The 21,320-nt window shown below is 60.7% G+C and carries 10 protein-coding genes; 8 read left to right on the forward strand and 2 right to left on the reverse strand.

The window, feature by feature from the left end; all coding sequences use genetic code 11:
* Positions 1–331 precede the first annotated feature (331 nt).
* The 3 genes from PSH69_RS04455 (at position 332) to PSH69_RS04465 (ending at position 6,583) form a co-directional block, all read left to right on the forward strand.
* Positions 332–2,221 (forward strand): DUF1302 domain-containing protein, encoded by a 1,890-nt coding sequence (locus PSH69_RS04455; RefSeq protein WP_305411179.1) that lies wholly within the window; start codon positions 332–334, stop codon positions 2,219–2,221.
* Between the two features lie 28 nt (positions 2,222–2,249).
* The gene (locus tag PSH69_RS04460; RefSeq protein WP_305411180.1) at positions 2,250–3,614 is read left to right on the forward strand and encodes a DUF1329 domain-containing protein; all 1,365 of its coding nucleotides are present in this window, start codon (positions 2,250–2,252) and stop codon (positions 3,612–3,614) included.
* Between the two features lie 230 nt (positions 3,615–3,844).
* Positions 3,845–6,583 carry a LuxR C-terminal-related transcriptional regulator gene (locus PSH69_RS04465; protein WP_305411181.1) on the forward strand — a complete coding sequence of 913 codons (2,739 nt, stop codon included), beginning with the start codon at positions 3,845–3,847 and terminating at the stop codon, positions 6,581–6,583.
* A 106-nt stretch (positions 6,584–6,689) separates the two neighbouring features.
* On the opposite strand, the gene PSH69_RS04470 is transcribed toward PSH69_RS04465, so the two are convergent.
* The gene (locus PSH69_RS04470; RefSeq protein WP_305411182.1) at positions 6,690–15,668 is read right to left on the reverse strand and encodes a M10 family metallopeptidase C-terminal domain-containing protein; all 8,979 of its coding nucleotides are present in this window, start codon (positions 15,666–15,668) and stop codon (positions 6,690–6,692) included.
* Between the two features lie 171 nt (positions 15,669–15,839).
* Here PSH69_RS04470 and PSH69_RS04475 point away from each other — a divergent pair, with 171 nt between their 5' ends.
* Together PSH69_RS04475 and PSH69_RS04480 are read left to right on the forward strand one after the other, a co-directional pair.
* Positions 15,840–16,529: an MBL fold metallo-hydrolase gene (locus PSH69_RS04475; protein WP_305411183.1), complete on the forward strand. Its 690-nt coding sequence runs from the start codon at positions 15,840–15,842 to the stop codon at positions 16,527–16,529.
* Positions 16,530–16,633: 104 nt separating this feature from the next.
* A complete protein-coding gene (locus PSH69_RS04480; protein ID WP_305411185.1) occupies positions 16,634–17,365 on the forward strand; it encodes an OmpA family protein in 732 nt (243 codons plus the stop codon).
* A 150-nt stretch (positions 17,366–17,515) separates the two neighbouring features.
* Here the strand turns inward: PSH69_RS04480 and PSH69_RS04485 are convergent, their stop codons facing one another.
* Positions 17,516–17,950 (reverse strand): YhcB family protein, encoded by a 435-nt coding sequence (locus PSH69_RS04485; RefSeq protein WP_018930114.1) that lies wholly within the window; start codon positions 17,948–17,950, stop codon positions 17,516–17,518.
* 144 nt (positions 17,951–18,094) lie between these two features.
* Here PSH69_RS04485 and PSH69_RS04490 point away from each other — a divergent pair, with 144 nt between their 5' ends.
* The 3 genes from PSH69_RS04490 (at position 18,095) to zapE (ending at position 21,304) form a co-directional block, all read left to right on the forward strand.
* Positions 18,095–18,739, forward strand: coding sequence for an alpha/beta hydrolase (locus tag PSH69_RS04490; protein ID WP_305411187.1), 645 nt, complete (start codon positions 18,095–18,097; stop codon positions 18,737–18,739).
* A 24-nt stretch (positions 18,740–18,763) separates the two neighbouring features.
* Positions 18,764–20,119, forward strand: a complete 1,356-nt coding sequence (locus tag PSH69_RS04495) for a tryptophan--tRNA ligase (protein WP_305411188.1) — start codon at positions 18,764–18,766, stop codon at positions 20,117–20,119.
* A gap of 90 nt (positions 20,120–20,209) precedes the next feature.
* Positions 20,210–21,304, forward strand: a complete 1,095-nt coding sequence (gene zapE, locus PSH69_RS04500) for a cell division protein ZapE (RefSeq protein ID WP_305411189.1) — start codon at positions 20,210–20,212, stop codon at positions 21,302–21,304.
* Positions 21,305–21,320: the final 16 nt, after the last annotated feature.

Consider the following 21,320-nt stretch of genomic DNA (forward strand, 5'->3'; position numbering starts at 1 on the left):
GTCATCTGGCGTGTCCGAAAGGGCACGCCAGAGCCACCAAGCAAGCGCTTGGCTTGTGAAATCCGAATTTTCAGCCATCCTTGCCGTGCCGACATGTGTCGGACTGGCGAAAGGACTGTTCCAGATTGGCCGGCAGCGCAAATCACACTTTAGAGGGATCAAGCACTACTACCTGCTGGCTATAGTCCGCTCAAGGATTTTTAAGAACGGAGCTCACGCAATAAACGGGGGCGATGCAACTTTGGAGTGACTTCGGACCGCTTGGCTTCGGTTACCCACAGCGTTTTTAAAAGTACTAAGCCATAACAATAATGCACATGGAGTAGCGTCGATGACATCAGTAAACCAGTTCTGGCGCCGGGCGAAACTGCCCTTGGCGGTCAGTCTTGCTTCTTCGCTCGCCGGGCCTGCATTCGGCGTCAGTTTCAACGTCGGTGAAATCGAAGGCCAATTCGACTCATCCCTGTCGATCGGAGCCAGTTGGTCTACTCAGAGTCCCAACAAAAACCTTATCGGCGTCAATAACGGGGGCCACGGCCTGTCCCAGACGTCCGATGACGGTCACGCCAACTTCAAGAGCGGCGAAACCTTCTCGAAGATCTTCAAGGGTATCCATGACCTTGAACTGAAATATGGCGACACCGGTGTCTTCGTTCGGGGCAAATACTGGTACGACTTCGAACTCAAGGATGAAAGCCGCGAATTCAAGGACATCAGCGACAGCAACCGCAAGGAAGGCGCCAAATCCTCCGGCGGCGAGATCCTCGACGCCTTCGTCTACCACAACTACTCCATTGCCGATCAGCCGGGTTCCGTGCGTTTGGGCAAGCAGGTTGTGAGCTGGGGTGAAAGTACTTTCATCGGCGGCGGCATCAACTCGATCAACCCGATCGACGTCTCCGCGTTCCGTCGTCCCGGCGCCGAGGTCAAGGAAGGGCTGATCCCGGTCAACATGTTCTACGTGTCCCAGAGCCTCACCGACACCCTGTCGGCCGAAGCCTTCTATCAGTTGGAATGGGACCAGACCGTCGTCGACAACTGCGGCACCTTTTTCTCCCAGCCCGACATCATTGCCGACGGTTGCGACAACAACCTGCGCGTGCTGAACAAGCGCTCGACCATTCCGTCCATAGCATTGGGCCCATTGGCCGCGGCGGGCGTCGACGTCAACGAAGAAGGTGTGCTGGTGCGTCGTGGTGCTGACCGCGATGCGCGGGACAGCGGCCAGTGGGGCGCGTCCTTGAAGTACATGTTCGATCCGCTCGATACAGAGTTCGGCGCGTACTTCATGAATTACCACAGCCGTGCGCCGATCTTCAGTGCCACCGGTGCTCCGCAATCGATCTACAACGGCGTGGCAGCTTTGCCGGCGGCGTTCCGCGCGCTGGGGCCACTGGTAGTCGCAGGTAATTCCCAGTACTTCGTCGAGTACCCGGAAGACATCCGCCTCTACGGCTTGAGCTTCTCCACCACCCTGCCTACCGGTACGGCGTGGAGCGGCGAGATCAGCTACCGTCCGAACGCGCCGGTGCAGCTCAACTCCACTGACATCCTGTTTGCTGGCGTGCGCCCATTGGGCGGCGCCCTGACCAATGCTTCGCTGCTCGATGGCGTGCCGGGTCAGGACTTGCACGGCTATCGCCGCAAGGAAATCACCCAGTTCCAGACCACCCTGACGCACTTCTTCGATCAGGTCATGGGCGCCAGCCGCCTGACCCTGGTGGGCGAAGTGGGCGTGACCCACGTCGGTGGCCTGGAAAGTACCTCTGACGTCCGTTATGGCCGTGACCCGGTCTACGGGCCTGGCGAACTGCCGTCCACCGGTGGCCTCGATACCTGCTCGGCGATCCTCAACACCAGCACCATCAATGGTGCCGGCGCGGGTGCCGCTACCAACAACCGCAGCCGCAATTGCAACAACGACGGCTTCACTACGGCTACTTCGTGGGGTTATCGCGCCCGGGCCATTTGGGAATACCCCGACGTATTCGCCGGTGTGAACCTCAAGCCGAACGTGGCCTGGTCCCACGACGTGAGCGGTTACTCGCCAGGCCCTGGCGGCAACTTCGAGGAAGGTCGTAAAGCGGTAAGCCTGGGGCTCGATGCCGAATACCAGAACACCTACACCGCGAGCCTGGCGTACACCAACTTCTTTGACGGCAAGTACACCACCGTAGATGACCGCGACTTCGTTGCGCTCAGCTTCGGCGTGAACTTCTAAGCACTGCATTTTCAGGACGAACACATTTATGAAAATAACAAAGAGTCTGTTCCATGTTGGTGTTCTGGGGCTTTCGCTGCTGGCGACCGCTGTCATGGCGGCGGTCCCTGCGGCCGAAGCGGACAAGCTGGGCAAGAGCCTGACCCCGATGGGGGCCGAGATGGCGGGCAACGCCGACGGCTCGATCCCGGCCTGGAAACCGATGCCAAAAAACGCCGGTAGCGTGGACAGCAAGGGTTTTCTGTCTGATCCGTTCGCGGGTGAAAAACCGCTGTTCACCATCACCGCGCAGAACGTCGACCAGTACAAGGACAAACTCGCGCCGGGCCAGTACGCGATGTTCAAGCGCTACCCGGAAACCTTCAAGATGCCGGTCTACCCGTCCCATCGTGGCGCCACTGTGCCGGATGAGGTGTTTGCCTCCATCAAGAAGAACGCTACCAACACTAACCTGGTGTCCGGTGGTAATGGTCTGGAGAACTTCGAAACCGCGATCCCGTTCCCGATTCCGAAAAGTGGCGTTGAAGTTATCTGGAACCATATCACCCGTTATCGCGGCGGCAGTGTGACCCGTCTGATAACCCAGGCCACGCCGCAGCCGAACGGCTCGTTCAGCCTGGTGTACTTCGAGGACCAGTTCGTGTTCCGCGACAGGATGAAGGATTACGACCCGAAGAACCCGGGCAACATTCTGTTCTACTTCAAGCAGAAAGTGACCGCGCCGGCTCGTCTGGCCGGTGGCGTGCTGCTGGTGCACGAAACCCTCGACCAGGTTAAAGAACCGCGTTCGGCGTGGGTCTACAACGCCGGGCAGCGCCGTGTGCGTCGTGCGCCGCAAGTGTCCTACGACGGGCCGGGTACCGCTGCCGATGGCCTGCGTACCTCCGACAACCTGGACATGTACAACGGTGCGCCGGATCGCTATGACTGGAAGCTCGAAGGCAAGAAAGAGATGTACATCGCCTCCGACAGCTACAAGCTCGATTCGCCACAGCTGAAGTACGCCGACATCATCAAGGCTGGTCACATCAACCAGGACCTGGCTCGCTATGAACTGCGCCGGGTCTGGCATGTGGTCGCGACACTGAAGGAAGGTCAGCGTCACATCTACGCCAAACGTGACTTCTATATCGACGAAGACACCTGGCAGGCGGCAGTGGTCGACCACTACGACGGTCGCGGGCAACTGTGGCGCGTCGCCGAGGCTCACTCCGAGAACTACTACGACAAGCAAGTGCCGTGGTACGCCCTCGAAACCTTGTACGACCTGCAATCGGGCCGCTACCTGGCACTGGGCATGAAGAACGAAGAGAAGTCGGCCTATAACTTCGGCTTCACCGCCAGCACCGCCGACTTCACTCCGGCCGCGTTGCGTCAGGAAGGCGTTCGCTAAAACGTTGTAACCCGAGGCCGCATCCTCGAAAAAGCGCCCCGACTGGTTCGGGGCGTTTTTTTTGGCAGTTCATAAAGATCGTTGTCCGGTGTGGTTGTCCGGTTTACCGACATTTTTGCTCGTAGTCTTTTTGTAGCCATTTGTAGCAATAACCTTCAATAGCTCTTCGTTTACCGCTAGGCTGCGGACATCTGTAACGCCGCCATCAGTATTTCAAACAAGAGCCGGCCATGACTGATCTGTCCCCACTTCCGGGCCCTGCAAGCGTTGCCGTCGCGGCACTGGACGGGCGTTTTTTCCGGCCTCCGCTGCCCGCCGGCCATGTGCTGCGGCCGCGTCTGTGCGAGCGCCTGAGTGCAGGCCTGGGTGGCAGGCTGTTGCTGGTCAGCGCGCCGGCGGGGTTCGGCAAGAGTTCATTGGCGGTGGAGTTCTGTCAGGGGTTGCCGGATCACTGGCAAAGCCTGTGGCTGGGCTTGAGTCTGCGGGACAGTGATCCCGGCCGTTTTCTTGAGCGCCTGCTCGAAGGTCTTCAGGACTACTTTCCACAACTGGGCAGCCAGGCGTTGGGGCTGCTGAAAATGCGCCAACGTCATCAACCGTTCGCCTTTGAAGAATGGCTGGACGGTTTGCTCGATGAACTGGCCGTGCACCTCTCACCCAACACGCCGCTGCTGTTGGTACTTGATGACTATCATCTGGCCCAGGGCCCGGTGCTTGATCGTTGTCTGCAGTTTTTCCTCAATCATTTACCCGATGGCCTGTTGGTCATGGTCACCAGTCGGCAGCGTCCGGACTGGCATCTGGCACGCCTGCGGCTGTCGCGGCAACTGCTCGAGTTGCATGAGCAGGATCTTCGGTTGACCCATGATGAAGCCCTGAGCCTGCTTGATCGACACAGCATTTCATTGCGTGGCGAGGCGCTGGAGAATTTGATCCAGCGCAGCGAAGGCTGGGTGGCAGGGCTGCGCTTCTGGCTCTTGGCGGCCTCCGAGGTGGGCCGCGAGGGTGCATTGCCCCAGTCGTTGTACGGCGGGGAAGGGCTGATTCGCGATTACCTGCTCGAAGAAGTCATCGATTGCCTGCCCGCCGAGGTGCAGTCATTCCTGTACGACACCGCGCCCCAGGAACGCTTTTGCAGTGAGCTGTGCGACGCTGTGCGCGAAGCCCATGACAGCGCCGAAATCCTGCGTTTCCTGCTGGCGCATCAGGTGTTTCTGGTGCCGTTGGACGAACACGGTCACTGGTATCGCTATCACCACCTTTTTTCCGATCTGTTGCGCAGCCGGCCCACCGCCCAGGCGATGGTGCCGACGGCCAGCTTGCACCTGCGCGCCTGCCGCTGGTTCAACGCCCAAGGGCTACTCGATGAGGCGGTGGAGCAGGCGTTGCGCGCCGGGCATCTGGATGTCGCGGCGAATCTGGTGCAAAACCTTTCTGAAGAGCAACTGCTGGCCGAGCAGAACGTCGGCATGTTGCTGCGCTGGAAAATGGACTTGCCCGATAGCCTGTTAATCAGCACGCCACGGCTGATCGTGCTCTACAGCTGGGCGTTGGGGCTGGCCTGTCAACTGGACGCCGCCGAGGAGCTGGCCAGTCACCTGAGCCGCTTCCTGCCGGCACCGTCGGCTACTGCGCAAAAATCCATGCTGGCGCAATGGCTGGCCCTGAGCGGGATCATTGCCCGGGGGCGAGGCGATCGCGAGCTGACCATGCTCTATTGCACCGAAGCGCTGGAAAGCCTGCCGGCCAAACGGTATGGACAGCGACTGATGTGCCTGTCGACATTGTCCAATCTGGCGATTGCCGATGGCGACTTGTGGCGTGCCCGGGGGTTGAATCGTGATTCGCTGGAGTTGGCACAGCGCGTTGGCAATCCGTTGTTCGAGGCCTTGGCTCATTACGACCGCGCCCGGGTATTGCAGGCGCGAGGGGAGATCCTGCGTTCACTGGATGAAGTCCGTCAGGGGCTGCAACGCCTGCAAGGTTTATCCCCTCAACGGCTTTATGCGGTGCGCGCGCGCCTGACCTTGTACGAGGGTTTTTTGCTGGCGCTGCGCTTGCAACCCCAGGCCGCACGGGCACGTTTGCAAGCGGGGTTGGGCGAAGCCCGGGCCTGTCGCGATATCAGCGTATTAATCGGCCACTGCGTGATTGCCCGGCTGGAGGGCAACAGCGGCGAATTCGCGAAGGCCTTCGCCGAACTTGCCGAAGCCGAGCGCCTGATGCACATCTGGGACGTCCCGCCGATTTACTATCTGGCGATGATTACCCTGGTCAAATGTGAACTCTGGCTGGCTCAGGGCCGCACCGATCTGGCCGAAGCCTGGCTTGCGCGACTGGGCCAGACCTATAACGGCGAGCACCCGGCGGCCCCCCCGGAATTCCATCCACAACTGCCGCTGCACATTGAGTTGCAACAGGCGGTGCTGGACATGATGAAGGGCCAGCCCATGCTCGCCGAAGGGCGCCTGAATGCGCTGCATGAACACGGTCAGCGCAGCGGTCGGCAGATGCTCAGCGTGATGGCGCTGAATCAGAACGTTACGTTGTTGTTGGCGGGCGGACGCGAACCCGAGGCCCGCAGGGCGCTGTCCCAGGCTTTGGAAGCGGCCGCCGGAGGCGTCCTGCAACCGTTTGACCGATTGCTGGCCGAGCAGCCGGACTGGCTGCGTGGGCAACTTCAACTCTGTGCGCCGACAGCCGTTTCGCAGAACCTCTTGGAAAAGCTTCCAGCAATGGCTTCCCGTCCGGTGGTGGAGTCATCGCCTGTTGCTGAGCAACTCAGTACGCGTGAACTGGCGGTTTTGCGGCTCATCGCCCAAGGGTGTTCGAACCAGGAAATCAGTGATCAGTTGTTCATTTCGTTGCATACCGTTAAAACCCATGCCAGCCATATCAACAGCAAACTTGGGGTAGAGCGGCGTACGCAGGCTGTGGCTCGGGCGAAGGAGTTGGGGGTGTTGGGGTAGAGCAGGTCACCCGATACTTTTTCGCGTTCAAGTATTAGCGTTTTGGTTCAGTTTTGGTGGCACAAAACACCCCGACATTTGTCAGGGCGTATTGTTCAGACCTTGGTCAAGCTACCAGGTCCTTGGCACTGAAGGTATCGACGCCCACCAGCTGGATTTCGAAGTCTGCATCCAGCCTCCCGTTGACGTTGCCGTACAACACATGATCTTCGAAACGCAGTTGTCCTGCCCCTGTGAACTCATTCGAGTCAATGAATGTAAAGGCGTTGAACGCAGTGGTGAGGATATTGGCATCGAGTTTCGACAGATCGATCTTATCGCCCTGTAGGCTGCTGAAGTCGGTGATGACGTCACTGTTTGCCCCTTTACCCAGCTCACTGAGTAAATTGAAAACAAACCGGTCGGTACCAGCGCCGCCCGTCAGGATGTCTGTACCCAGACCTCCTATCAGCAGGTCATTGCCCATACCACCATCAAGCAGGTCGTTGCCTGCTCCACCATTGAGCACGTTGTTGCCGCTGTTACCGGTCAGCACGTTATTCAGGGCGTTGCCGACACCGGTGAGGTTGTCGCTGCCGGTGAGGGTGAGGTTTTCCAGGTTAGCACCCAGGGTCCAGCTCACCGAGGAACGCACGGTGTCGATTTCGCTCGCCAGGGTGCTGGTCTCGGTGACTGTGTCCTTGAGGTTGTCGACGATGTAGGTGTCGTTGCCGCTGCCGCCCATCATCACGTCGGCGCCGAGGCCGCCGTCCAGAACGTTGTTGCCGCTGTTGCCGGTCAGGCGGTTGCTCAGGGTGTTGCCGGTGGCGTCGAGCTGGTCGCTGCCGGTGAGGGTCAGGTTCTCGAGGTTGCTGCCCAGGGTGTAGCTGATCGACGATATGACCGTGTCGATTTCGCTCAGCGAGGTGCCGCGTTCGATCACCGTGTCGCCGACATTGTCGACGAAGTAGGTGTCGTTACCCAATCCGCCGTCCAGGGTGTCGGCCCCGGCCTTGCCGTCGAGGGTGTTGGCGGCGGCGTTGCCGGTGAGGTTGTTATCGAGTTCATTACCTGTAAGGTCCAACGCGGCGAGGCCGAGTAGCACGCCGTTTTCGATGTTGGCCGATAGGGTATAGCTCACTGTCGTGCGGATCAGGTCGCGGCCTTCGTCGGCCAGTTCAGTGACCTTGTCGATGGCGTTGTCGATGACGTAGGTGTCGTCGCCGCTGCCGCCGCTGAGGGTGTCGGCATCGGCGCCGCCATCCAGCCAGTCGTTGCCGGCCCCGCCTTGTAGATCGTTGACAGAGGCGTTGCCGAGCAGGGTGTTGTTCAGGTCGTTGCCGATCACGGTGAAGGCACCGAGGCCGGTCAGGGTGACGTTTTCGACGTTCTGCAGGCTGGTTTGACTGAGGTCGACGGTGCTGCTGGTCAAGGTCGAGGCGTAGGTGATGTTCAGCAGGTCGCGCCCTTGGTCGGCCGTTTCCTGCAGCAGCGCCAGTTCGTCGGCCTGGTCGAGTATATAGGTGTCGTCGCCAGCGCCGCCGCTCAGCGTGTCCAACCCCGCACCACCGTTGAGCACGTTGTTGCCGCTGTTCCCGGTCAGCACGTTGTTCAGGGCGTTACCGATCCCGGTGAGGTTGTCGCTGCCGGTGAGGGTGAGGTTTTCCAGGTTGGCGCCCAGGGTCCAGCTGACCGAGGCGCGTACGGTGTCGATTTCACTCGCCAGGGTGCTGGTCTCGATGACTACATCCTTGAGGTTGTCGACGATGTAGGTGTCGTTGCCGCTGCCGCCCATCATCAGGTCGGCGCCTGCGCCGCCGTCCAGGGTGTCGGCCCCAGCCCTGCCGTCGAGGAAGTTGGCGGCGGCGTTGCCGATGAGGCTGTTATCGAGTTCGTTGCCCGTGAGGTTCAACGCGGCAGTGCCGAGCAGCATGCCGTCTTCGACGTTGGCCGAGAGGGTGTAGCTCACCGCCGTGCGGATCAGGTCGCGGCCTTCGTCGGCCAGTTCAGTGACCTTGTCGGTGGCGTTGTCGATGACGTAGGTGTCGTTGCCGCTGCCGCCGCTGAGGGTGTCGGCGCCAGCGCCGCCATCCAGCCAGTCGTTGCCGGCCCCGCCTTGCAGGGTGTTGTTGTAGGCGTTGCCGAGCAGGGTGTTGTTCAGGTCGTTGCCGATCACGGTGAAGGCGCCGAGGCCGGTGACGGTGACATCTTCGACGTTTTGCAGGCTGGTTTGGCTGAGGTCGACGGTGCTGCTGGCCAAGGTCGAGGCGTAGGCAATGTTCAGCAGGTCGCGACCTTGGTCGGCCGTTTCCTGCAATAGCGCCAGTTCGCCGGCCTGGTCGAGGACGTAGGTGTCGTTGCCGGCCCCGCCGATCAGCGTGTCCAGGCCCGCGCCACCGCTGAGCACGTTGTTGCCGCTGTTGCCGGTCAGCACGTTGTTCAGGGCGTTGCCGACACCGGCGAGGTTGTCGCTGCCGGTGAGGGTGAGGTTTTCCAGGTTGGCACCCAGGGTCCAGCTGATCGAGGAGCGCACGGTGTCGATTTCGCTCGCCAGGGTGCTGGTCTCGGTGACCACATCCTTGAGGTTGTCGACGATGTAGGTGTCGTTGCCGGAGCCGCCAATCATCACGTCAGCGCCGAGGCCACCGTCCAGAATGTTACTGCCGCTGTTGCCGGTCAGGCGGTTGCTCAGGGCGTTGCCGGTGGCGTCGAGTTGGTCGCTGCCGGTGAGGGTGAGGTTCTCGAGGTTGCTGCCCAGGGTGTAGCTGATCGACGACAGGACCGTGTCAATCTCGGCCAGCGAGGTGCCGCGTTCGATCACCGTGTCACCGAGGTTGTCGACGATGTAGGTGTCGTTGCCAGCACCGCCGTCCAGGGTGTCGGCCCCGGCCTTGCCGTCGAGGAGGTTGGCGGCGGCGTTGCCGGTGAGGCTGTTATCGAGTTCGTTGCCCGTGAGATTCAACGCGGCAGTGCCGAGCAGCATGCCGTCTTCGACGTTGGCCGAGAGGGTGTAGCTCACCGCCGTGCGGATCAGGTCGCGGCCTTCGTCGGCCAGTTCAGTGACCTTGTCGGTGGCGTTGTCGATGACATAGGTGTCGTCGCCGCTGCCGCCGCTGAGGGTGTCGGCGCCAGCGCCGCCATCCAGCCAGTCGTTGCCGGCCCCGCCTTGCAGGGTGTTGTTGTAGGCGTTGCCGAGCAGGGTGTTGTTCAGGTCGTTGCCGATCACGGTGAAGTTGCCGAGGCCGGTGACGGTGACGTCTTCGACGTTCTGCAGGCTGGTTTGACTGAGGTCGACGGTGCTGCTGGCCAAGGTCGAGGCGTAGGCAATGTTCAGCAGGTCGCGACCTTGGTCGGCCGTTTCCTGCAATAGCGCCAGTTCACCGGCCTGGTCGAGGACGTAGGTGTCGTTGCCGGCCCCGCCGATCAGCGTGTCCAGGCCCGCGCCACCGCTGAGCACGTTGTTGCCGCTGTTGCCGGTCAGCACGTTGTTCAGGGCGTTGCCGACACCGGCGAGGTTGTCGCTGCCGGTGAGGGTGAGGTTTTCCAGGTTGGCACCCAGGGTCCAGCTGACCGAGGCGCGTACGGTGTCGATTTCGCTCGCCAGGGTGCTGGTCTCGGTGACCACGTCCTTGAGGTTGTCGACGATGTAGGTGTCGTTGCCACTGCCGCCCATCATCACGTCGGCGCCGAGGCCACCGTCCAGAACGTTGTTGCCGCTGTTGCCGGTCAGGCGGTTGCTCAGGGCGTTGCCGGTGGCGTCGAGCTGGTCGCTGCCGGTGAGGGTCAGGTTCTCGAGGTTGTTGCCCAAGGTGTAACTGATCGACGACAGGACCGTGTCGATTTCGCTCAGCGAGGTGCCGCGCTCGATCACCGTGTCACCGAGGTTGTCGACGATGTAGGTGTCGTTGCCAGCACCGCCGTCCAGGGTGTCGGCCCCGGCCTTGCCGTCGAGGAGGTTGGCGGCGGCGTTGCCGGTGAGGCTGTTATCGAGTTCGTTGCCCGTGAGATTCAACGCGGCAGTGCCGAGCAGCATGCCGTCTTCGACGTTGGCCGAGAGGGTGTAGCTCACCGCCGTGCGGATCAGGTCGCGGCCTTCGTCGGCCAGTTCAGTGACCTTGTCGGTGGCGTTGTCGATGACATAGGTGTCGTCGCCGCTGCCGCCGCTGAGGGTGTCGGCGCCAGCGCCGCCATCCAGCCAGTCGTTGCCGGCCCCGCCTTGCAGGGTGTTGTTGTAGGCGTTGCCGAGCAGGGTGTTGTTCAGGTCGTTGCCGATCACGGTGAAGTTGCCGAGGCCGGTGACGGTGACGTCTTCGACGTTCTGCAGGCTGGTTTGACTGAGGTCGACGGTGCTGCTGGCCAAGGTCGAGGCGTAGGCAATGTTCAGCAGGTCGCGACCTTGGTCGGCCGTTTCCTGCAATAGCGCCAGTTCACCGGCCTGGTCGAGGACGTAGGTGTCGTTGCCGGCCCCGCCGATCAGCGTGTCCAGGCCCGCGCCACCGCTGAGCACGTTGTTGCCGCTGTTGCCGGTCAGCACGTTGTTCAGGGCGTTGCCGACACCGGCGAGGTTGTCGCTGCCGGTGAGGGTGAGGTTTTCCAGGTTGGCACCCAGGGTCCAGCTGACCGAGGCGCGTACGGTGTCGATTTCGCTCGCCAGGGTGCTGGTCTCGGTGACCACGTCCTTGAGGTTGTCGACGATGTAGGTGTCGTTGCCACTGCCGCCCATCATCACGTCGGCGCCGAGGCCACCGTCCAGAACGTTGTTGCCGCTGTTGCCGGTCAGGCGGTTGCTCAGGGCGTTGCCGGTGGCGTCGAGCTGGTCGCTGCCGGTGAGGGTCAGGTTCTCGAGGTTGTTGCCCAAGGTGTAACTGATCGACGACAGGACCGTGTCGATTTCGCTCAGCGAGGTGCCGCGCTCGATCACCGTGTCACCGAGGTTGTCGACGATGTAGGTGTCGTTGCCAGCACCGCCGTCCAGGGTGTCGGCCCCGGCCTTGCCGTCGAGGAGGTTGGCGGCGGCGTTGCCGGTGAGGCTGTTATCGAGTTCGTTGCCCGTGAGATTCAACGCGGCAGTGCCGAGCAGCATGCCGTCTTCGACGTTGGCCGAGAGGGTGTAGCTCACCGCCGTGCGGATCAGGTCGCGGCCTTCGTCGGCCAGTTCAGTGACCTTGTCGGTGGCGTTGTCGATGACATAGGTGTCGTCGCCGCTGCCGCCGCTGAGGGTGTCGGCGCCAGCGCCGCCATCCAGCCAGTCGTTGCCGGCCCCGCCTTGCAGGGTGTTGTTGTAGGCGTTGCCGAGCAGGGTGTTGTTCAGGTCGTTGCCGATCACGGTGAAGTTGCCGAGGCCGGTGACGGTGACGTCTTCGACGTTCTGCAGGCTGGTTTGACTGAGGTCGACGGTGCTGCTGGCCAAGGTCGAGGCGTAGGCAATGTTCAGCAGGTCGCGACCTTGGTCGGCCGTTTCCTGCAATAGCGCCAGTTCACCGGCCTGGTCGAGGACGTAGGTGTCGTTGCCGGCCCCGCCGATCAGCGTGTCCAGGCCCGCGCCACCGCTGAGCACGTTGTTGCCGCTGTTGCCGGTCAGCACGTTGTTCAGGGCGTTGCCGACACCGGCGAGGTTGTCGCTGCCGGTGAGGGTGAGGTTTTCCAGGTTGGCACCCAGGGTCCAGCTGACCGAGGCGCGTACGGTGTCGATTTCGCTCGCTAGGGTGCTGGTCTCGGTGACCACGTCCTTGAGGTTGTCGACGATGTAGGTGTCGTTGCCGGAGCCGCCAATCATCACGTCAGCGCCGAGGCCACCGTCCAGAATGTTACTGCCGCTGTTGCCGGTCAGGCGGTTGCTCAGGGCGTTGCCGGTGGCGTCGAGTTGGTCGCTGCCGGTGAGGGTCAGGTTCTCGAGGTTGTTGCCCAGGGTGTAGCTGATCGACGACAGGACCGTGTCGATTTCGCTCAGCGAGGTGCCGCGCTCGATCACCGTGTCACCGAGGTTGTCGACCACGTAGGTGTCGTTGCCAGCACCGCCGTCCAGGGTATCAGCCCCGGCCTTGCCGTCGAGGAGGTTGGCAGCGGCGTTGCCGGTGAGGCTGTTATCGAGTTCGTTGCCCGTGAGGTTCAACGCGGCAGTGCCGAGCAGCATGCCGTCTTCGACGTTGGCCGAGAGGGTGTAGCTCACCGCCGTGCGGATCAGGTCGCGGCCTTCGTCGGCCAGTTCAGTGACCTTGTCGGTGGCGTTGTCGATGACGTAGGTGTCGTCGCCGCTGCCGCCGCTGAGGGTGTCGGCGCCAGCGCCGCCATCCAGCCAGTCGTTGCCGGCCCCGCCTTGCAGGGTGTTGTTGTAGGCGTTGCCGAGCAGGGTGTTGTTCAGGTCGTTGCCGATCACGGTGAAGTTGCCGAGGCCGGTGACGGTGACATCTTCGACGTTTTGCAGGCTGGTTTGGCTGAGGTCGACGGTGCTGCTGGCCAAGGTCGAGGCGTAGGCAATGTTCAGCAGGTCGCGGCCCTGGTCGGCCGTTTCCTGCAATAGCGCCAGTTCACCGGCCTGGTCGAGGACGTAGGTGTCGTCGCCGGCGCCACCAATCATTCGATCCAGTCCGGCCGCGCCGTTGAGCACGTTGTTGCCGCTGTTGCCGGTCAGCACGTTGTTCTGGGTGTTGCCGACGCCGTTGAGGTTGTCGCTGCCGGTGAGGGTAAGGTTTTCCAGGTTGGCGCCCAGGGTCCAGCTGACCGAGGCGCGTACGGTGTCGATATCCCACAGCGAGCGGCCGGTCTCAATGACCACGTCCTTGAGGTTGTCGACGATGTAGGTGTCGCTGCCGCGGTCGTCGATCATGACGTCGGCGCCAAGTCCTCCGTCCAGAACGTTGTTGCCGCTGTTGCCGGTCAGGCGGTTATTCAGGGCATTACCGGTAGCATTCAGGTTGTTGAAGTCGATAAGGGTCAGGTTCTCGAGGTTGCTGCCCAGGGTGTAGCTGATCGACGACACAACCGTGTCGATTTCGCTCAGCGAGGTGCCGCGTTCGATCACCGTGTCGCCGACATTGTCGACGTAGTAGGTGTCGTTACCGGCACCGCCGTCGAGGGTGTCGGCCCCGCCCCAGCCGTCGAGGACATTGGCGGCGGAGTTGCCGGTCAGACGGTTGTCGAGCTTGTTGCCCGAGAGGCTCAGCGCTGCAGAACCGAGCAGCACAGCGTCTTCGACGTTGTCTTCTAAGTAGTAACTTACTGCCGTCTGGATCAGGTCGTGGCCTTCGTCAGCCAGTTCAGTGACTTGTACACCGTTGTTGTAGATGACATAGGTGTCATCGCCACTGCCGCCAATGAGCTTGTCAGCCCCGGCCCAACCATCCAGCCAGTCGTTGCCGGCCCCGCCCAGCAGGGTGTTGTCGTAGTTGTTGCCTATCAGGATGTTGTTCAGGTCGTTGCCGATCACGGTGAAGTCGCCGAGGCCGGTGACGATGACATCTTCGACGTTTTGCAGGTTACTTTGGCTGAGATCGACGGTGTTGGTGGCCGGAGTCGATGTGTAGTTGATGTACAGCAGGTCGTGGCCCTGATCAACGTCATCCTGCAATAGCGCCAGTTCACCGGCCTGGTCGAGGACGTAGGTGTCGTCGCCGGCGCCGCCGATCAGCGTGTCCAGGCCCGCGCCACCGCTGAGGATGTTGTTGCCGCTGTTGCCGGTCAGCACGTTGTTCAGGGCGTTGCCGACACCGATGAGGTTGTCGCTGCCGGTGAGGGTGAGGTTTTCCAGGTTGGCGCCCAGGGTCCAGTTGACCGAGGAACGCACGGTGTCGATTTCGCTCGCCAGGGTGCTGGTCTCGGTGACCACGTCCTTGAGGCTGTCGACGATGTAGGTGTCGTTGCCGCTGCCGCCCATCATCACGTCGGCGCCGAGGCCACCGTCCAGAACGTTGTTGCCGCTGTTGCCGGTCAGGCGGTTGCTCAGGGCGTTGCCGGTGGCGTCGAGCTGGTCGCTGCCGGTGAGGGTCAGGTTCTCGAGGTTGTTGCCCAAGGTGTAACTGATCGACGACAGGACCGTGTCGATTTCGCTCAGCGAGGTGCTGGTTTCCACCACCACGTCATCAGCGTTATCCACAACGTAAACGTCGTTGCCTGCACCGCCAATCATGACGTCTTGGCCGGCACCACCATCGAGAACGTTACCCAGCGCATTGCCGATTAACTCATCGTCAAAGGCCGAACCGGTGGCATTTTCGATTTTGGCGCCAAAGGCGATCGCCAGCCCGTCATTGACCAGTTGCAGGTTCTTGATGTCGACGAATGCCTTGCCGATGTTGCTGAACTCACCCTCATTCAGGTTCAGTCTGACGGCCGCCTGCTGGTTGCTGGCATCGATCGTATCGTTTCCGCCGGCATCCCAGATGGTTTCGAATACAGATTGACCGGGTGCCCAGCGATAGACGTTGTCACCGGTTTGCCAAAGCATGTTGGCGCCGTAAATCTTCTGGATAGCGAGAATATCCAGCAGCATCGGTGTCGTCGGCTGATAGGAGTACGCATTGTTGTAGCTCATGATCGTGTAATGCGAATCATCGAGCAGGGGCGAGATCAGCGTACTGTTGGATAGGCTCGACTCGAATGGATGCTTGAGGCCCAGGGCATGACCGATTTCATGCACAAACGTCATGAAGTCATAGGTGCCTTTTACGGGGGCAGAGTTGTTCGTCGCCGGTCCGATCCAGACATCCCCGGCCAGCGGGGTTCGGTCGGGGAAGTAGGCCCAGGCAGCGACGGCGTCGTCCATGCCCAAATAGCCACCGAATCGCAAGTCGCCCACAGTGTTGATGTTGTCACTGACCAGAGTGAACTTGACGTTAGCCACGGCGCTCCAGGCGCCAAGCGCCCCAGTCACGGCGTCTTGTTGGGCCGATGTCAGAGCGAAGCTGTTCAGGAATTCATTTTTTTCGCTGTATTTGGCAGAGAAATACGATTGGCCGGGGGTGACGAAACTATAGGTCAGCCTTGTCGCGAAGATGTCTGAGCCGAAGTCAGGGCTCAGCCAGGAGGTGCCATGGATAAGGCTGTCGACTTGTTGGTTACCGGTCAGAACAGATGGCTTTGTTAAAACGTAACCAAGAGGAGACGACATTCTAAATATCCTGAGAGGGCTGCGACCGTCCTGTATGTGGCCGCTACAAGGACGCGATTTTGCACCAGAGTCAGCGTCAATTGATATTACATAGCCACTATTTTTTTTAATAATGGCGTCAAAAAACTGGCCAGTAAATCTGTGTCGGCGTGCGCCAGTGAGTCTTGAGGAATGCGCGCTGGTATCCTGTTCGAAATCGACTTATCAGGGCCTCCCGTGAACGCTCCGACCCCCACTCTCATCCGCGAAACCTTCCCCGTCGGCCCTTTGCAGTGCAACTGCACAATCATCGGCGACCCCATCACTAAAAAAGCCATCGTCGTCGACCCGGGCGGCAATCACGAGCTGATCCTCGCGCGCCTCGACGCCTTGGGCCTGAAGGTGGTCAGCATCATCCATACCCACGCGCACCTCGATCACTTCCTGGCCTCCGGCCAGATGAAGGAGAAAACCGGCGCAACGCTGCACCTGCATAAAGAAGATCAATTTCTCTGGGACAACCTGGAGATGCAGTGCCAGATGTTCGGCGTGCCTTACACCCCGGTACCATCACCGGATCGCTGGCTGGCCGATGAAGAAGAGCTGGCCTGCGGATGTGGCGTGGCGTTGCACACGCCGGGTCATACGCCAGGTTCCATGAGCTTTTGGTTTTCAGAGGCTAAGCTGCTGATTGCCGGTGACACGCTGTTCAAGCGCGGGGTTGGGCGCACGGATTTGTGGGGTGGCGATCAGGCAACGCTCGTGCGATCGATCAAGCAGCGGTTGTATACCCTCGATGAAGAGGCAACCGTAGTGGCCGGGCATGGTCCGGACACCTGTCTGGGCGATGAAATGCGCGGTAACCCCTTTGTAAGAGCTTGAAGGGCTCTGACGGAATTTTTGTCATTGCCAGTGATCCAACGCCCGCAAAGGTTCATTGCTTAAGTCCGTTGCACCACAGAATGCAAAAAAGTAGGAGCTCCTCCATGTTCACCTCGCGTCGTTTGATCGTTGTCGCTACTGCAGTGGCTCTGTTGTCCGGTTGTGCATCGCCGAACCCTTATGACAACCAGGGTCAGGCCGATGGCAGCTCCACGGGCATGAGCAAAACCGCCAAATACGGTGGCCTCGGCGCCCTGGCCGGTGCGCTGGCCGGTGCTGCCATCAGTCACGATAACCGTGGCAAGGGTGCGCTGATTGGCGCCGCCGTGGTGGGTGCTTCTGCCGCCGGTTACGGTTACTACGCCGACCAGCAAGAGAAAAAGTTGCGCGCCAGCATGGCCAACACCGGAGTTGAGGTGCAGCGCCAGGGCGATCAGATCAAGCTGATCATGCCGGGCAACATCACGTTCGCCACCGATTCGGCGAACATTGCCTCAAGCTTCTACCAGCCGCTGAACAACCTGGCGGGCTCGCTCAAGGAGTTCAACCAGAACCAGATCGAGATCGTCGGCTACACCGACAGCACCGGCAGCCGACAGCACAACATGGACCTGTCCCAGCGTCGCGCCCAGAGCGTGGCGACTTACCTGACCTCACAAGGTGTCAGTGGCGCCAACCTGTCGGCACGTGGTGCCGGGCCGGATAACCCGATTGCCAGCAACGGTGATGCCAATGGCCGGGCACAGAACCGCCGCGTCGAGGTTAACCTGAAGGCGATTCCGGGCCAGCAATACGGCGGCCAGCAACAGCAAGGCACTGTCCAGCAGTACCCATGAGAGGCTGACCTCTCCCTGAAATGAAAATGCCCGATCCTTAAAGGATCGGGCATTTTTTGTGCCGCTTGTTCAGGCGATGAAAACTTCAGAATAAAAAAAGCCCTCGGACAATCACTCGTCCGAGGGCTTTTTGTGTCGCGCGAAACCTGATTACTTCTTCAGGCCGTAATGCTCATCGAGCATGCCCGGCGCGTTCGGGGCTTTGGGAGCGTAATCGCGAGGCGGCTCCTGATCGCGCGGTGGCGTCAGGCGTTCCCGTGGAGCCTGCACCGCGTCAGCGTGCAGGGCAGCCAGCAAGCGTTGGCGAGTCTGCTCGTCCAGGGCCAGACGGTTGGCACCCTCGGCGAGATGATCCTGCACTTCCTGATAGCTCTGAGTCAGTTTCTTGACCAGGGATGCAGTGCTGTTGAAGTGGGTGACCACTTCGTTCTGATACTTGTCAAAACGTTCCTGAATATCATCCAGCTGACGTTGCGTGCTGCTCGGAGCGGCATTCGGCACCAGGCGAGCGATCAGGAATCCAATGGCGACACCCACAACCAGGGCAAGAGTCGGCAACAACCAAACTAAGAGCGAGTGTTCCACGAGTCCTTCCTCTATAAACGGCTTTGCTTTACGTTAACGGCTCGAACCTGCGCTGTATACCGCGATTCACTCGCAATAGATTGGCACAGACAATTTGCTAGACGAGTCGACCCGATTCGAGGTCACGGAGTTCCTTCCTTGCTTATGCGCGAAACCCCTGTAGTGATTGATGGCCCAGTCGGCCAATTGGAAGCTCTGTATCTGGAAAACAAGAGCCTGGACAATGAACACCCACGCGGCCTGGCGCTGATCTGCCATCCGAACCCGGTACAGGGCGGCACGATGCTGAACAAAGTCGTCTCGACCCTGCAGCGTACCGCGCGGGACGCCGGTTTGATTACCTTGCGTTTCAACTACCGTGGCGTCGGCGCCAGTGAAGGCTCGCACGACATGGGCTCCGGCGAAGTCGACGATGCCCAGGCAGCGGCCGAGTGGCTGCGGGCCAAACATCCTGAATTACCTTTGACCCTGTTCGGCTTCTCCTTCGGCGGTTTTGTTGCAGCCAGTCTCGGCGGACGGCTGGAGGCCAAGGGTGAGCAGATCAAGCATCTGTTCATGGTCGCGCCTGCTGTCATGCGTCTGGGCGATCAGGATCAACTGCCGCACCAAGGTACATTGACCCTGATCCAGCCGGAAACCGACGAAGTGATCGATCCGCAGCTCGTTTACGATTGGTCCGACGCACTCGATCGCCCCCATGAGCTGCTGAAAGTGGCAGAATGCGGACACTTTTTTCATGGCAAGCTGACCGATCTCAAGGATCTGATCCTGCCGCGTCTTTCGAATTGATTGCAGTCTGACAAGCGATTACCCATGACGACTCGTACCCGTATCCTCACCGGCATCACCACCACCGGCACGCCGCACCTGGGCAACTACGCCGGGGCTATCCGTCCGGCGATTCTTGCCAGCCGCGATAGCAATGCCGATTCGTTCTACTTCCTGGCCGACTACCACGCCCTGATCAAATGCGATGACCCGCTGCGCATCCAGCGCTCGCGTCTGGAAATTGCCGCGACCTGGCTGGCCGGTGGCCTGGACGTGGACCGGGTGACGTTCTATCGCCAGTCCGACATCCCGGAAATCCCGGAGCTGACCTGGCTGCTGACCTGCGTGGCCGCCAAGGGCTTGCTCAACCGCGCCCACGCCTACAAGGCGTCGGTGGACAAGAACGTCGAGAATGGCGAAGACCCGGATGCGGGCATCACCATGGGCCTGTACAGCTACCCGGTGCTGATGGCCGCGGACATCCTGATGTTCAACGCCCACAAGGTGCCGGTCGGTCGTGACCAGATCCAGCACGTGGAAATGGCCCGTGACATCGGCCAGCGCTTCAACCACTTGTTCGGCCAGGGCAAGGAGTTCTTCACCATGCCCGAGGCGCTGATCGAGGAAAGCGTCGCCACGCTGCCAGGCCTCGACGGTCGCAAGATGTCGAAGAGCTACGACAACACCATTCCGTTGTTCAGCAGCGCCAAAGAGATGAAAGACGCGATTTCGCGGATCGTGACCGACTCCCGTGCCCCGGGGGAAGCCAAAGATCCGGACAACTCGCACCTGTTCACCTTGTTCCAGGCTTTCGCTACACCGGCACAAGCCGACGAGTTCCGCAACGAATTGCTCCAGGGCCTGGGCTGGGGCGAGGCGAAGAATCGCCTGTTCCAGTTGCTGGACAACGAGTTGGGCGAGTCCCGCGATCGTTATCACCAGTTGATCGGCCGCCCGGCAGACCTGGAAGACATCCTGCAGCTCGGCGCCAAGAAGGCGCGCGCCGTGGCCACGCCGTTCCTCAACGAACTGCGTGAAGCGGTCGGCCTGCGTTCTTTCGTCGCCCAGACTCAAGTCGCTGCCACCACCAAGAAGAAAGCCGCGAAAGCCGCGCGTTTTGTCAGCTTCCGTGAAGACGATGGCAGTTTCCGCTTCCGTCTGCTGGCGGCCGATGGCGAGCAGCTGCTGCTGTCGCGGCACTTCGCCGATGGCAAAACCGCAGGTCAGGTGACCAAACAACTGCAATCCGGCCAGCCATTGGACGTGCGCAGTGAAGACCTGAGCTTCAGCGTCTGGCTGGAAGGCGAGTGCGTTGCCGACAGCCCGGCCTTCGCCGACAGTGCTGCTCGCGATGCTGCCATCGGCGCATTGCGGGTTGCACTGACACCGGTTCAGGAATAAACAACGGTTCGGTCCGACCAAGGGCCGATTGCCATTCCCACGGGCCGTCGCTACAGTGACGGCCCGTTTTTGTTGCCTTGCTAACGAATTATGACGCCCCTAGAACGATACCAAGCTGATCTGAAACGCCCGGAATTCTTCCACGATGCTGCGCAGGAAACGGCAGTGCGTCATTTGCAGCGCCTGTACGACGATCTGGTCGCGGCTTCGCAGAACAAACCGGGCCTGCTCGGCAAACTGTTTGGCAAGAAGGACCAGGCGCCGGTCAAGGGCCTGTACTTCTGGGGTGGCGTGGGTCGCGGCAAGACTTACCTGGTCGACACCTTCTTCGAAGCGCTGCCGTTCAAGGAAAAGACCCGCACTCACTTCCACCGCTTCATGAAGCGCGTGCACGAAGAGATGAAGACGCTGGGCGGCGAAAAAAACCCGCTGACGATCATCGCCAAGCGCTTTTCCGACGAGACGCGAGTGATCTGTTTCGATGAATTCTTCGTCTCCGACATTACCGACGCCATGATCCTTGGCACGCTGATGGAAGAGCTGTTCAAGAACGGCGTGACCCTGGTCGCGACCTCGAACATCGTGCCGGACGGTCTGTACAAGGACGGCCTGCAACGTGCGCGCTTCCTGCCGGCCATTGCGCTGATCAAACAGAACACCGAAATCGTCAACGTCGACAGCGGCGTCGATTACCGTCTGCGTCACCTCGAGCAAGCGGAGCTGTTCCACTTCCCGCTGGACGAAGCCGCCCAGGAAAGCCTGCGCAAGAGTTTCCGGGCCCTGACGCCGGAATGCACGGCTGCCGTCGAGAACGACGTGCTGATGATCGAGAACCGTGAAATCCGCGCCGTGCGCACCTGCGATGACGTGGCCTGGTTCGACTTCCGCGAACTGTGCGACGGCCCGCGCAGCCAGAACGACTACATCGAACTGGGCAAGATCTTCCACGCCGTGTTGCTCAGCGGCGTCGAGCAGATGAGCGCCACCACCGACGACATCGCCCGACGTTTTATCAACATGGTCGACGAGTTCTACGACCGTAACGTGAAGCTGATCATCTCCGCCGAAGTCGAGCTTAAAGACCTCTACACCGGCGGTCGCCTGACCTTCGAGTTCCAGCGCACGCTTAGCCGCTTGCTGGAAATGCAGTCTCACGAATTCCTGTCCCGGGCGCACAAGCCGTAGGACATTTCGGAAAATA

This window comes from Pseudomonas sp. FP1740 (genome assembly GCF_030687165.1).
Lineage (GTDB): Bacteria > Pseudomonadota > Gammaproteobacteria > Pseudomonadales > Pseudomonadaceae > Aquipseudomonas.